Below are 13,154 nucleotides of genomic sequence, written 5' to 3' on the forward strand. Positions count from 1 at the left end.
TCCATGTCGATCAGGCTCGTCTCGGGGTCGACGCCGTAGGCGACGATGTCGTACAGACGCCCAGAGAAGTTCGCCTTCATGCCGTGCGTGAGGTGCCCGCCGTGATCGAGAGATAGACCCAAGATCGTGTCACCGGGGCGGGCGATGGCGTGCAGGACCGCGGCATTGGCTGTCGCGCCCGAGTGGGGCTGCACGTTCGCGTACGCGGCACCGAACAGGTCCTTCGCGCGCGCGATCGCAAGCTCTTCGGCCACGTCGACCTCTTCGCAACCGCCGTAGTAGCGCTTGCCCGGGTAGCCCTCGGCGTACTTGTTCGTGAGCACCGAGCCCTGCGACTGCAGCACCGAAACGGGAACGAAGTTCTCGGAGGCGATCATCTCGAGGTAGCTCTGCTGACGAGCGAGCTCCCGATCGAGGACCTGAGCGATCTCGGGATCGACTTCGGCGAGTGGGGCGGTGAAGAACGAGTCGCTCATGGCGTGTGCTCCTTGTGCTGCGGGGCGGGGACGACGGCTTCGGGTGGGGTTCCGTCTCGACCCAGGCGTGCGGTCGAGTACCGTGTCGGTCGCTCCCCGGTGGTCATCCACCTCAACGCCAGTCGCGACACCCCGAGCATAGCGGATCGCGCTACGCCCTCGATCCGCGACCGAGCGGTTGGTAGAGTGACTCAACGCTATTTGTTAGGACTCTTTACATGACCGGGACGCAGCCCCGTGACGCCGCCGCCTTCCCGTGGCCGGTTCCTCTCCCCCGCGACGCGGCAGCGGTCGAAGGACCGGGATTCACCCTGCAAGCGCGGACGGCGGTCACCGGCGATCAGACAGCCGTCGGCATCCTGACGAACCTGGCGTCTGCGCGAACCGACGGCGAGATCGACCTCGACCCGACGGCTGCGGGCCCCGGCATCACTCTGTCCATCACGGATGCCGAAACCCCCGAGTCCTACCGGCTGATCACTTCAGCAGACGGCGTCGCCGTGACCGGGTCGGATGAGGCGGGGCTGTTCTACGGCATCCAGACCCTGACGCAGCTGATCGCGCGGACCGACGACGGATGGCGCATCCCGGCCGTAGAGATCGCTGACTCGCCGCGCTTCGCTTACCGCGGCGTCATGCTTGATGTCGCACGCCACTTCTTCCCGGTCGAGGTGGTGCTCGATGTGATCGACCGGGCGGCGCAGCTGAAGCTGAACCACCTCCATCTGCACCTGACCGATGATCAGGGGTGGCGGATCGAGATCCCCTCCCGGCCCGAGTTGACACGGCTGGCATCCGCAACCGCCATCGGCGGTGACCCCGGCGGCCTCTACACCGCCGAGGACTACGCCCGGATCGTCGCGTACGCGGCGGCCCGCCACATGACAGTGGTGCCCGAGATCGATCTTCCCGGTCACACCCACGCTGTCGGCCTCGCCTACCCCGACCTGGTCGAAGAGCCGGTGATCTCCGACCACATTCGCGAAGTCGTCGAGACATACGGCAGCACGCTTCCCGTCGCGGGCGAGCCATACGAAGGCCTCGCCGTCGGCTTCTCGTCGCTGCGGATCGGCGACGCGGCGACAGAGGCCTTCGTGACGGATGTCGTCACCGATCTCGCCGCGATGACCCCCGGCCCGTACCTGCACGTCGGCGGCGACGAGGCCTTGGGGACGGATCCCGCCGATTACGCCGAGTTCGTGAGCCTCGCGTCACGCATCGTTGCGGATGCCGGGAAGGTGCCCGTGATGTGGCACGAGGCCGGTGCAGCGAGCGACCTGCATCCGGGAACCGTCGGCCAGTACTGGGGATTCGTTTCGCCGACCGACGGCATGGACGACAAAGCACGGGGCTTCGTCACACGCGGCGGGCGCATCGTCCTGTCGCCAGCCGACGCCGTCTACCTCGACATGAAGGATGCCGCGGACTCGGAGCTGGGCCTCACCTGGGCGAACGGTGTCACGAGCGTGGAACGCGCCTACGCATGGGAACCGGGGACGGTGCTCGACGGGGTGGCCGAGAGCGACATCCTGGGGGTCGAGGCCGCGCTGTGGACCGAGACCGTCCGCAGTCCCGACGACATCGACACGCTGATGTTCCCGCGGATCGCTGCTGCTGCCGAGGCAGCCTGGTCTCCCGCCAGCGACCTGAACCCCCTGCGCACGTGGGACTCTTTCCGCGAGCGGGTCGGCGCGCTCGACGTGCTCTGGAGTGCGCTCGGCATCCGTTTTCGCCGCTCGCCCGAGATCCCGTGGCGGGACGAGGAAACGTCGTGAGCGCCACGATCATCCACAGCGCCCGGCTCGTCTCGGACGGATCCGAGACAGCCGACGCGTGGGTCGAGATGCGCGGCGGCACCATAGCCGCGGTGGGAGAGGGAGAGACCTGGCGGTCACGCACCTCCTCGGCGACGGTCATCGACGCGAGGGACGTAGCCGGGCCCGGCGCCATCCTCACGCCGGGGTTCGTCGACATCCACGGCCACGGCGGCGGCGGGTTCTCGTACGAGAGCGATGAGTCGGACATCCGCGCCGCCCGAGCCCTGCATCTGGCACACGGCACGACCCGCGCAGTCCTTTCGCTCGTCTCGGGCTCGCTCGAGCACCTCACCGCCCAGGCCGCGCGGATCGCAGCGATGACGCACACGGATGCCGGCATCCTCGGCACCCACCTCGAGGGGCCGTTCCTGGATCCCGGTCACCGCGGCGCGCACGATCCGGCGGTCCTCCGGGAGGCAACACCGGACGCGGTCGCGGCGCTACTGGCAGCCGGCGCGGGGACGATCCGGCAGGTCACGCTGGCACCGGAGCTTCCCGGCGCAGCGGAGGCGATCCGCACCTTCGTGGATGCGGGAGTCGCTGTCGCGGTCGGTCACACGGATGCCGACGCCGAGGCGACGCGTGCGGCGTTCGAAGCCGGTGCGACCATCCTGACCCACGCCTTCAACGCGATGCCTCCCCTGCATCACCGCGCTCCGGGGCCGGTCGGGGCGGCTACCGCCGACCCGCGGGTGACGCTCGAGGTGATCGCCGACGGCGTGCACGTTGACCCGGAGCTCATCCGGATCCTGTTCGCCGCGGCGCCGGGGCGGATCGCGCTCATCACCGACGCGATGGCCGCGGCGGGCGCCCGCGATGGCCGGTACACGCTCGGCGAGCTGGAGGTGGACGTCGTCGACGGGGTGGCCCGCGTTGCAGGAACGAGCACAATCGCGGGGTCGACCCTCACCCAGGATGCCGCGCTTCGCGTTGCCCTCAAGGCCGGCATCGACCTGCCCTCGGCCGTGGACGCACTCACCCGTGCGCCGGCGGAGGCGATCGGCGTCGACGACCGACTCGGCATCCTGCGTGAAGGTTTCGCCGCTGACGCCGTGCTGCTGGATGCCGCGCTCGCGCCGCGCGCGGTCTGGCTCGATGGCCGCCGCATGCGCTGACGCCAGCAGCCGTGCCTGGGGCAACGGAAAGATGGGCTCGAACTGTCCCGTCCAGGCTCGGAAGCGACCAGATGCGCCCACCTTTGTCGCGGTAGCGACCAGATGCGCCCAACTGACGCGGCCTAGACTGGAAACATGCCCGAATCAGCGACCCCGTCCGGCGTTCCCGCAGGGACCCGCCCGGCGTTGAGCGCGGTCGACGTGCTCGCCGTTCTGTGCGAACTCTTCGCGTTCGGGACTCTCGCGTTCTGGGGCTTCGCCGCCTGGCCCTTCCCCTGGAACATCGTCGCCGGCATCGTCGCGCCGGTGGTCGCCATCCTGCTGTGGGCGCTGTTCGTTTCGCCCCGGGCCGTCATCGTCGTCCACCCGTTCCTGCGGGCCGTGGTCGAGCTCCTCGTGTATGTCTCGGCGACGATCGCCTGGTGGAGCGTGGGCCTTGTCTGGGTCGGCCTGATCTTCGGGGTCATCGCCGTCACCGTCGGCGTGCTCGCGGGGCGCCGCCGGCTGGCATGAGCGACCGAGAGGTCCTCGCGCAGCTGCGTGCCGAACTCGGCCACGCGCTTGACACGACGGATGCCTCTCTCGAGGCCGCCCGAGCCGATAAGTCTGGGCACGCCAGCACCGGCCGTCCTCTCGCGGTCGTGCGCGCCCGGAACGTCGAAGACGTGCAGGCGACGCTGCGCATCGCGTCGGCCACGGGGACACCCGTCGTCACCCGCGGTGCCGGCACGGGGCTCGCGGGCGGTGCGAATGCCGGACCCGGCGAGATCGCCCTCTCGGTTCGGGCGATGGATCGCATCGTGGAGGTACGGCCCGACGACCTGCTCGCCGTGGTCGAGCCCGGCATCCTGAACGCGGACCTGAACCGCGCGCTTGCCGAGTACGGCCTCTGGTGGGCGCCCGACCCCGCCAGCCGCGACATCTCCACAGTCGGCGGCAACATCGCCACGGGAGCGGGCGGACTACTGTGCGCCAAGTACGGCGTGGTGCGGGATGCCGTCCTCGGCGTAGATATCGTCCTCGCCGACGGGCGACTCCTGCACCTCGGCCATCGCACGGTCAAGGGCGTCACAGGGCTCGACCTCACATCCCTCGTGATCGGTTCCGAGGGCATCCTCGGCGTCGTGGTTGGTGCGACCCTGAAGCTGCGGCGACTCGTGCCCGGCGAGGTGTGCACCATCGCCGCAACCTTCACGGATGTCGGCACCGCCGCGAGTGCGTGCAGCGCAGTCACCGCCACGGGACTGCAACCAGCGATCATGGAGCTGCTGGATGCCGCAGCCCTGACGGCCATCCATGAGTTGCTGGGCCTTGCCGCGCCGACCCCGGGCGCGGCGCACGTGACGATCCAGACCGATGGCGCTGCGGCGGCAGCTGACGCGGCGGCGATCACCGCTGTCCTTGAGGCAGCGGGAGGAACCGTCGCCGTGTCCACCGACCGCGACGAGGGCGAGCGGCTGCTCGCGATCCGCCGGTCGGTGCATCCCGCGATGGCACGCCTGGGCACGACCCTCATCGAGGACGTTTCGGTGCCGCGCTCAGCGCTCGCGGCGATGTTCGCGCGCATCGCCGACATCGAGCGCCGCTACGGCCTCGTGATCCCCACCGTCGCTCACGCTGGCGATGGGAACCTGCATCCGAACTTCATCTTCGACGGTCCCGACGTGCCCGCGGCGATCTGGGAAGCCGCCGATGAGCTGTTTCGTGCCGCGCTCGAGCTCGGCGGAACTCTCACCGGCGAGCACGGCATCGGGGTGCTCAAGCGACGGTGGCTCGCTGACGAACTCGGCGATGACCAGTGGGAGCTGCAGCGCCAGATCGCGCGTGTCTTCGATCCGCAGGGGATCCTGAACCCCGGCAAAGTGTTCGGGCCGTGAGCGACACCGTGAGTGGGGTCATCCACGTCAGCGCGGCAGTCATCGTGTCGACCGACGGCCGCGCCCTCGTCGTGCGCAAGCATGGCGCTACCGTCTTTCAGCAGCCGGGCGGAAAGCCCGACCCCGGCGAGAGCGCGATGGATGCCGTCATCCGTGAGATCGCAGAAGAGACCGGCATCCGGGCCGCGGCCGAAGATCTCGTCCCGCTCGGCCGGTTCGAAGCTGCCGCGGCCAACGAGCCGGGATATCGCGTCATCGCCGATGCGTTTGTGCTGCGAGTGAGCGAGGCCCGAGCTGATGCCAGCGCCGAGATCGCTGAGCTGCGCTGGATCACCGAGCACGAGGTTGCATCGACGCCGCTCGCGCCCCTCAGCCGAACGCACCTGATCGGTTTCGCGTGGAGTGACTCCGCTGCTTAACCCCAGCCCTGCCGGCGCACGGCGCTCGGCCTACAAGCCCTGCCAGTCCGGCTTGTTCGCGTAGGCATACCGGTAGTACTCGGCCCGAGCGAGTTCGGCTGCGGCATCCTCGTCGACGACGACGGTGACGTGCGGATGAAGCTGAATCGCCGAACCGGGGACGGATGCCGACAGTGGGCCCTCGACGGCTGCGGCGAGGGCCGCGGCCTTGGAGCTCCCGAACGCGAGGAGCACGAGGTGGTCTGCCTCGAGAATCGTGCCGAGGCCCTGCGAGATGCAGTGCATCGGCACCTCGTCCGGCGAGGCAAAGAAGCGCGCATTGTCGGTGCGTGTCTGTTCCGTGAGTGTCTTGACGCGCGTGCGAGAGGCGAACGACGAGCCCGGCTCGTTGAAACCGATGTGCCCGTCGGTACCGATCCCGAGGATCTGCAGGGCGATGCCACCAGCATCCATGATCGCTGCCTCATAGATCTCGCCGGCGTGCGCGACTCCGTCGAGACGCCCATCGGGGACGCGAATGCGCGCCGGGTCCAGCCCCAACGGCTCGACCACTTCGCGCGTGATGACCGACCGATAGCTCTGCGGGTGTGCGGGATCGAGGCCCACGTACTCGTCGAGGGCGAACCCGCGCACCGTTGACACGTCGACGCCCGCGAGGGCGGGCACCAGCGCCTGATATACCGGGAGCGGCGTCGAGCCGGTCGCGAGTCCGAGCACGAGGTCAGGCGTCGCGCGGATACGCCGCGCGATCTCGCTCGCGACCAGCTTCCCGCCTGCCTCGCGGCCCGGGACGATGATGACTTCAGCCATGGGAAAGGACCTCTCTTTCGTCTGCAGCTTCAGTGCCGATGAGCGCCGCTCCGAGCGCTGCGGCAGGCGCACCCGCGGGGAGGATCTCAACGCGGTCGACCAGCTGGAGTGAACGCAGGAATGCCGATTCCCGCGCGCTCGCCTCCAGCTGAGCAGCCACCTCGCTCTGCAGTCGGGTGCCGAGAGCGGTGATGCCGCCGCCGAGGACCACGGTGTCGACATCCGCGGTGAGCACGAGCACCCGGATAGCGGCGGCGACGCCTCGGGCGAGGTCGGTTCGCACCAGCACGGCTGCCGCATCACCGCCGTCGGCAGCGTCGAAGACGTCTCGAATCGGGAGCGCGCCGGGCCTGCCCCACCGGGCTGACACCGCGCCTCCGCCGGCCAGCGCCTCGATGCAGCCGCATTGGCCGCAGCGGCACACGGGTCCCGCCGGATCGATCGACAGGTGCCCGATCTCTCCGGCACCACCGCGCGCCCCGCGCCAGAGCACGCCCCCCGTCACGATGGCGGCGGCTATCCCCGTCCCGAGGTTCAGATACCCCATCGAGAGCGTCCCGCCCCGCAGCGAGGCAGCACCGAGTGCCGCTGCCTTGACGTCGTTCTCGACGCGCACGGGCACTCCGAGGACCGGAGCGACGGCGGCGGCAAGATCGAGCGTCTCGACGCCGAGGTTGACGGCGTGTTCGACCCGGCCTGACCCCGGTTCGATCCGGCCGGGAATCCCGATCCCCACCGACCGGACATCCGCCGCCGTGAGCGCGGGATCAGCCTGCAGATTGGCGACCGCGTCGAGGATCGTCTGCACGACGGCATCCGGCCCCCACCCGGTGGCCAGGCGCGTGCGGGCGACGATGGTGCCGTTCGGGGCGACGGCGACAGCATCCGTCTTGGTTCCCCCGACATCGAGGCCGAGTCTCATCGTCCGCCCCCGATCGAGAGGCGGTGGGTGGTGCACATTCTCATCAGCCCTTTACCGCTCCGGCGACAAGTCCACCGGTCATTCGGCCCTGAACGATGAGGAAGAAGATGACCACCGGCAGAGCGATCAGGGTGGACCCGGCCATCACCGCTCCCCAGTTCACGGCGCCGCCCACCGACGAGGACTGGAAGGCATTGAGCCACGGCATCAGCGTGAGGTTGTAGCCCTTCATCATGAGCAGAGCCATCGTGAACTCGTTCCACGACTGGATGAACGCGAAGATCCCGGTGGCCACGAGGCCCGGCGCGAGCAGCGGGAACGTCACCTTCCAGAAGGCCTGAGACTTGGTGCAGCCGTCGATCATGGCTGCCTCTTCGAGGTCGGCGGGAACTCCCGCGACGAACCCGCGCAGGGTCCAAATCGTGAAGGGGATGACGGCGGCGGTGTACACGATTCCGAGCCCCAGCAGCGTGTTCATGAGGTGCCAGTCGTCGATCATCCCGTAGATCGTGAACATCATCGCTTCGCCGGGGATCATCTGCACGACGAGTACCGCCACGATGAAACCGCGCTTGCCGCCGAAGCGGAAGCGTGCGACAGCCACCGAGGCGAGGAACGCGAACAGCAGCGTGACGATGAGGACGCCGACGGTGACGGTCACGGTGGTGCCCAGCGCGTGCGGGAAGTCGGTCTGGCCCGGGGCAGCCTCCCGTGTCCACGCCGTGATGTAGTTCTCGAGGGTGAAGTCCAGTGGCACGAAGCTCGGGTCGCGGCTGATGATCTCGTTCGTCGGGGTGAACGACATGTTCACCATCCAGTAGACGGGGAACACCGACATCACGAACACGACAGCTGCCGCGATGTTCAGCAGGGTACGCGTCACGACCTTGCGCGGGCTCGGTCGGCGCGCTCCCTCGAGCCGCGGGGAACGCGTACCGCGAGGACGGCCGCGGGGCTCGTCGTCGATGCCGATAGTGCCGAGCTGGGTGGCGGGGGTGACCTGAGTACTCACAGCTCCTCCTCCTTGAGCGTCGTGCGTACGTATCCCCACGAGAGGACAAGCAGCAGGATGACCATCACGACACCGATCGCCGCGGTGGCGCCGAACTCACCGACCCCCTGCCGGAACAGGTAGGTGCCGAGCACGTTCGTCTCGGAGGCCAGTCCCCCGCGGCTTTGCAGCGCATACACCTGCGTGAAGATCCGGAGGTTCCAGATGATCTGCAGCACGAGCACAACGGTGAGAACACTGCGCAGGTACGGGAAGACGATGAGCCGGAACCGTGACCAGCCGGTCGCGCCGTCCAGCGATGCCGCCTCGAGCACCTCATCCGGAACCTGACCGAGGGCGGCGTAGGTGGTGAACGCCACGAACGGCACCGACTGCCACACGATGATGATCGTGAGAACCATGAAGAACGACCAGGGGTTCAGCAGCCAGGAGTGGTTCGTCCAGTTCTCGGTGCCGGTGAGGGTGTTGAGCATGGAGTTGACCAGGCCGTACTCGGTGTCGAAGATCCATCCCCACACGACTGTCGCCGTGAGGGGTGGCATCGCCCACGCGACCAGCAGACCGATCGACACGACGATCCGCCATGCGCGGCTCAGCCGCACCATGAGGACCGCGACGAGGATGCCGAGACTGAGGTTCAGCACCGTGAGCACGACCATGATCCCGAGGCTGCGCATGAGCACGGCCGGGAAGTCGGACTTCGTGAACAGGTCGACGTAGTTCTCAAACCCGACGAAGGTCGGCCAGGTGCCCTGAACCTTGTTCTTGACGGTGTAGTCAGTGAAGGACTGCACGACCATCAGGACCGCGGGGTAGACGGTCATCACCCCGATGACGATCAGGGCCGGCGTCAGCAGGCCCCAGGCGTTCCGGGCCTCGCGGCGGTTCCTGCGCTTGACGCGGTCGGCGATCAGGTTCGGCGGAGGCGGCGAATCGGAAGCCGTCGATGCGGCGAGAGTGGTGGTCACGGCGATCCCTCCTTTCTGCGGCGGATGGCGGGTACGACGAACGACGGCATGCGTCGATCATCACGGACGGATGGTCCGATCACTCGGTTCGGTGCACGACCGGGAAACTCATGCATCGGACGGAGCCATCGGGCACGTGGTCGGGGTGCCGCCGCGCGGGGAGGCCCGCGCGGCGGCATCCGTCGATCACTGGTTGAGGATGGCCTCGATCTGCTCGTCGAGCGCGGTGGCTACAGCCTCGACGTCCTCGCCCTGAGCGATGCGCACCAGAGCGTCAGGGATGATCTGGGCAGCTTCGACCTCGGCCCAGTTCGGGCTGGCCGGCGTCCCCTTCGAGTTGGCAAGAGCCGCAGCCTGGGCCTGGGCGATCGGGGTGTCCGGCAGAGCGGAGGCGGCCGAGATGATTCCGGGCGTGAGGCCCTGCTCAGCGAGAAGCTTCTGGTAGTCCTCGGAGAGCATGATCTCGAGGGCTGCCTTTGCCTTCGTCGGCGCGGCGCTCTTCGTGGCGACGGCTACGTTGGATCCGCCCGCGAAGATCGGGGCGGTCTCGCCGGCTTCGAGGCCCGGCAGCGCGAACGCGCCGAGGTCGGCTGCATAGGTGTCGGGGCACCCTTCGGAGTTCTGCCCGGCGTCCTCATCGGCCCACGGCCACGCACCCGTCAGGTTTCCGGCGGCCCATGCGGGGCTTGAAATGAACCCGGCCTCGCCGTTGCAGAAGGCAATGTTTGCCATCAGCTCGTTGCCGTCGGCCGGCGCGACAGTGGCGTCCTGATACACCGTCTGCAGGAGGTTGAGACCCTCGAGGCTCTCGGGGCTCGAGAACTGTGCGTCCCACGTGTCGCCGTCCTGAACGGCGATCTCGCCGCCGAAGGCCCAGATATAGGGAAGCGCGTTGTACCAGTCCTTGCCGGGTGCGTAGATGCCCGAGACCGTGTCGGTGGTCATCGCGACGCCCTCGGCAACGTACTCATCGAGGGTCGCGGGGACCTCGTCGACCATCATCGGGCTGTAGAAGACGATCCGGCCGCCCGCGTAGTAGGGCGCGGCGTAGAGCGATCCCTCGTACGTGCCGGCCTCGACGAGTCCGGGCAGCAGGTCCGAACCGCCGAGCTGGTCCTGAATGTCGGAGATGTCCAGGAACAGGCCGGCATCCGCGAAGCCCAGTGCCTGCGTGTTGCCAACCTCGACGACATCCGGAGAGTCGTTCGACGACAGTGCGGCGGTGTACGTGTCCGACACGTCAGCCCACGTCTTCTCTTCGATCGTGAGCGTCCAGCCCTCGTTCTCGGACTCGAAGGTCTGCTTTAGGTAGTCACGAGCGGTCTGGGGCGTGTCGGCGCCGACGAGCCACACCGTGATGTCGCCCGTTTCGGGCTCCGCGGGGGCACCGCCGGCGCAGCCGGCCAGCACGAGCGCCGAGGCGCCCGCGAGGGCGACGGCTCCGAGCGTCTTCTTCATGGTGTCTTCCTTCGTGTTTCTCTGGTGTTCGGAAGAGGTCGGGCGACCTATCCGGTGGGGGGAATGGTTGGGGCGGCGGTTACGACACCCCGAGCTGGCCTGACAGGACCATGACGGCAGCTCCGCGCAGAACGATGTCCTGGCCTTGCGCCGTCATCCGAACGCGCACGCCGTCATGGAACCGGGCTAGCGTGCGAGTGCGGATCGTCTCGACCGTTGCCTCTGCGAGAGGACCGGCGAGAAGTTCATCGGGACCCGAGAGCACGATCTCGGAGACATCGAGCGCACCGACGATGGGCGCGAGCGCGATGCCCAGGCGTTCACCGGCGTCGCGCAGCTGCTGCTCACGGTCTGCGGGAGTCTCGGCATCCGCCATGCGAGCCGTCAAGGCGGGCACCGACAGCCACGCCTCGAGGCATCCGACTTTGCCGCACGCGCACTGTGGGCCGCCGTCGGTGCCCACGGTGACGTGTCCGATCTCGCCCGCCGCGAAGTGCGCACCGCGCATGGGCTGACCGGCCGATACCAGTCCCGACCCGACGCCGCGTCCGACCTTCACGAGCACGACGTCGTCGCGCGCACCACCGAAGGTGTATTCGGCTAGAACGGCGGCGTTCGCGTCGTTTGCCACGAGCACCGGCAGCCCGAGGGCATCCTCGAGGATGCTGCGCAGCGGCAGCTGCGTCCAGCCGAGGCCGGGAGCGCTGAGCACGACACCGTCGTTGTCGACGACGCCGGGAGAGCCGACACCGATTCCGAGGACCGGGGCGTGGGCATCGGCGACCAGGTGCCGTGCCAGCTCGATCACCGCATCCCGGGCATCTTCTGCCCCGCGCGGTGCCGCAATCTCGTGGCGGGCGACGATATCGCCGTCGAGGGTGAGGATCGCGCCGAGGAACGTGTCGGGGCCGGAGAGATCCATGCCGAGGATTCGGTGGCCCGCACGATCGAGGTCGACAACCATCGCGGGCTTGCCCGGACCCGACGCTTCGCGAACGCCGAGCTCGGCAACCAGGCCGTCACCGATGAGCTCGGCGACGAGGTCGGAGATTGTGACGCGTGTCAGCCCCGTCTCCCGGGAAAGGTCAGCCCGACTCATGGCGCCGTCATGGAAGAGCGTCTGGAGAACGAGGGAGCGATTGTGGGCACGGGCGTGCTCGGGCAGCACCTTTGCCCGGCGAAGACTGCGGCGCTGCACCGTGTCTGAAGCGACAGCTGCGGCATCCGTGGACGCCGTGGGCTGGGCGCCACGAGCCATGAGGGTGTGCGCGGGTCCCGTGGAAGAGCCGCGCTGCACTTCCGATGCAGTCATGTTTGTTAGTAGACCTTACGAACAAAAGAACTGCAAGGGCGTGACCGAATTTGGACGGACAGTTTACAAAACCGTTACATGCGCTTGGGGCGCGGCGACCGGATGAATGCGGTGTCACATCGTCGCCGTGCGCAGGTCGGATCAATCGTCGACCGGGCAGGAGCCGTAACATGCCAAGGGCGCTTGTGCACCGCCCGGAAAGGAAGCAGCGTGCCCTACTTCGACCTCTCCGCCGCTGAGCTCGAGGCCTATGTCCCGCAGATCAACGAACCCACAGACTTCGACGCCTTCTGGGCCATCACGCTCGAGGAATCCCGCGTCGCGGGCTGGGAGCCGCGACTGACTCCTGTCGACTCGGCGCTGCGGTCGGTCGACGTGTTCGATGTGTCGTTCGCGGGTTTCGGCGGCGACCCGATCAAGGCCTGGCTGCTGGTACCCGCCGGCGCAACCGCCCCGCTTCCCGCGGTGGTCGAGTACATCGGATACGGCGGCGGACGGGGCCTCCCCTCCGAGCGGCTTGCGTGGTCGGCGGCCGGCTACGCGCACCTGATCATGGACACGCGCGGCCAGGGCTCGACGTGGGGCACTGGCGGCGAGACTCCCGACCCGCACGGCACCGGCGCCGCAACCAACGGATACATGACCCGCGGAATAGATGACCCGGCCGACTACTACTACCGCCGGGTTTTCACGGATGCCGTCCGTGCGGTTGACGCCATCCGCATGCTTCCCCAGATCGACGCGGATCGCCTTGCCGTCACCGGCGGCAGCCAAGGTGGTGGTATCGCCCTCGCTGCCGGCGCACTGTCGGAAGGACTCGTCGCCGTCATGCCCGACGTGCCGTTCCTCTGCCACTTCTCCCGGGCCGTCGGGCTGACCGACCGCGACCCCTACCAGGAACTCGTGCGGTACCTCAGCGTGCACCGGGACGCCCGGGAGCACACCTTCAGGACGCTCAGCTACTTCGA

Annotated in this window: 12 protein-coding genes, 1 pseudogene and 1 riboswitch; of the genes and pseudogenes, 6 read left to right on the plus strand and 7 right to left on the minus strand. The window is 68.3% G+C overall.

Annotated features, from left to right (window positions below; translation table 11 throughout):
• A pseudogene (locus B3587_RS12765) lies at positions 1-476 on the minus strand (serine hydroxymethyltransferase); the annotation flags it as partial.
• Between the two features lie 52 nt (positions 477-528).
• A riboswitch (ZMP/ZTP riboswitch) is annotated at positions 529-612 on the minus strand.
• 82 nt (positions 613-694) lie between these two features.
• Here B3587_RS12765 and B3587_RS12770 point away from each other — a divergent pair.
• The 5 genes from B3587_RS12770 to B3587_RS12790 all read left to right on the plus strand — a co-directional run bounded on the left by B3587_RS12770 (position 695) and on the right by B3587_RS12790 (position 5,704).
• Positions 695-2,251, plus strand: a complete 1,557-nt coding sequence (locus tag B3587_RS12770) for a family 20 glycosylhydrolase (RefSeq protein ID WP_292729220.1) — start codon at positions 695-697, stop codon at positions 2,249-2,251.
• Positions 2,248-3,408, plus strand: a complete 1,161-nt coding sequence (gene nagA / locus B3587_RS12775) for an N-acetylglucosamine-6-phosphate deacetylase (RefSeq protein ID WP_292729223.1) — start codon at positions 2,248-2,250, stop codon at positions 3,406-3,408. Before B3587_RS12770 ends, nagA begins: the two co-directional genes overlap by 4 nt.
• A gap of 135 nt (positions 3,409-3,543) precedes the next feature.
• Complete coding sequence (locus B3587_RS12780; protein ID WP_228179151.1) at positions 3,544-3,921, plus strand: YrdB family protein; 378 nt, start codon at positions 3,544-3,546, stop codon at positions 3,919-3,921.
• Positions 3,918-5,285 (plus strand): FAD-binding oxidoreductase, encoded by a 1,368-nt coding sequence (locus tag B3587_RS12785; protein WP_292729229.1) that lies wholly within the window; start codon positions 3,918-3,920, stop codon positions 5,283-5,285. Before B3587_RS12780 ends, B3587_RS12785 begins: the two co-directional genes overlap by 4 nt.
• Positions 5,282-5,704 (plus strand): NUDIX hydrolase, encoded by a 423-nt coding sequence (locus B3587_RS12790; RefSeq protein ID WP_292729232.1) that lies wholly within the window; start codon positions 5,282-5,284, stop codon positions 5,702-5,704. The genes B3587_RS12785 and B3587_RS12790 overlap by 4 nt, the downstream gene beginning before the upstream one ends.
• A gap of 30 nt (positions 5,705-5,734) precedes the next feature.
• On the opposite strand, the gene nagB is transcribed toward B3587_RS12790, so the two are convergent.
• The 6 genes from nagB to B3587_RS12820 all read right to left on the minus strand — a co-directional run bounded on the left by nagB (position 5,735) and on the right by B3587_RS12820 (position 12,186).
• The gene (gene nagB, locus B3587_RS12795; RefSeq protein ID WP_292729234.1) at positions 5,735-6,514 is read right to left on the minus strand and encodes a glucosamine-6-phosphate deaminase; all 780 of its coding nucleotides are present in this window, start codon (positions 6,512-6,514) and stop codon (positions 5,735-5,737) included.
• Positions 6,507-7,436, minus strand: a complete 930-nt coding sequence (locus B3587_RS12800; RefSeq protein WP_292729237.1) for an ROK family protein — start codon at positions 7,434-7,436, stop codon at positions 6,507-6,509. The genes nagB and B3587_RS12800 overlap by 8 nt, the downstream gene beginning before the upstream one ends.
• 43 nt (positions 7,437-7,479) lie before the next feature.
• Positions 7,480-8,274 (minus strand): carbohydrate ABC transporter permease, encoded by a 795-nt coding sequence (locus B3587_RS12805; protein WP_375237132.1) that lies wholly within the window; start codon positions 8,272-8,274, stop codon positions 7,480-7,482.
• Positions 8,275-8,444: 170 nt separating this feature from the next.
• On the minus strand, positions 8,445-9,416 hold the full coding sequence (locus B3587_RS12810; protein WP_292729242.1) for a carbohydrate ABC transporter permease: 972 nt from the start codon (positions 9,414-9,416) through the stop codon (positions 8,445-8,447).
• Positions 9,417-9,602: 186 nt separating this feature from the next.
• Positions 9,603-10,874, minus strand: a complete 1,272-nt coding sequence (locus tag B3587_RS12815; RefSeq protein WP_292729245.1) for an extracellular solute-binding protein — start codon at positions 10,872-10,874, stop codon at positions 9,603-9,605.
• Positions 10,875-10,953: 79 nt separating this feature from the next.
• Positions 10,954-12,186, minus strand: a complete 1,233-nt coding sequence (locus tag B3587_RS12820) for an ROK family transcriptional regulator (protein WP_292729248.1) — start codon at positions 12,184-12,186, stop codon at positions 10,954-10,956.
• Positions 12,187-12,396: 210 nt separating this feature from the next.
• Between B3587_RS12820 and B3587_RS12825 the strand changes: the two genes are divergently transcribed.
• The coding region (locus B3587_RS12825) for an acetylxylan esterase (RefSeq protein WP_292729251.1) at positions 12,397-13,154 on the plus strand (758 nt) is incomplete at its 3' end.

Source organism: Microbacterium sp. UBA837 (assembly GCF_002296025.1).
GTDB lineage: Bacteria > Actinomycetota > Actinomycetes > Actinomycetales > Microbacteriaceae > Microbacterium.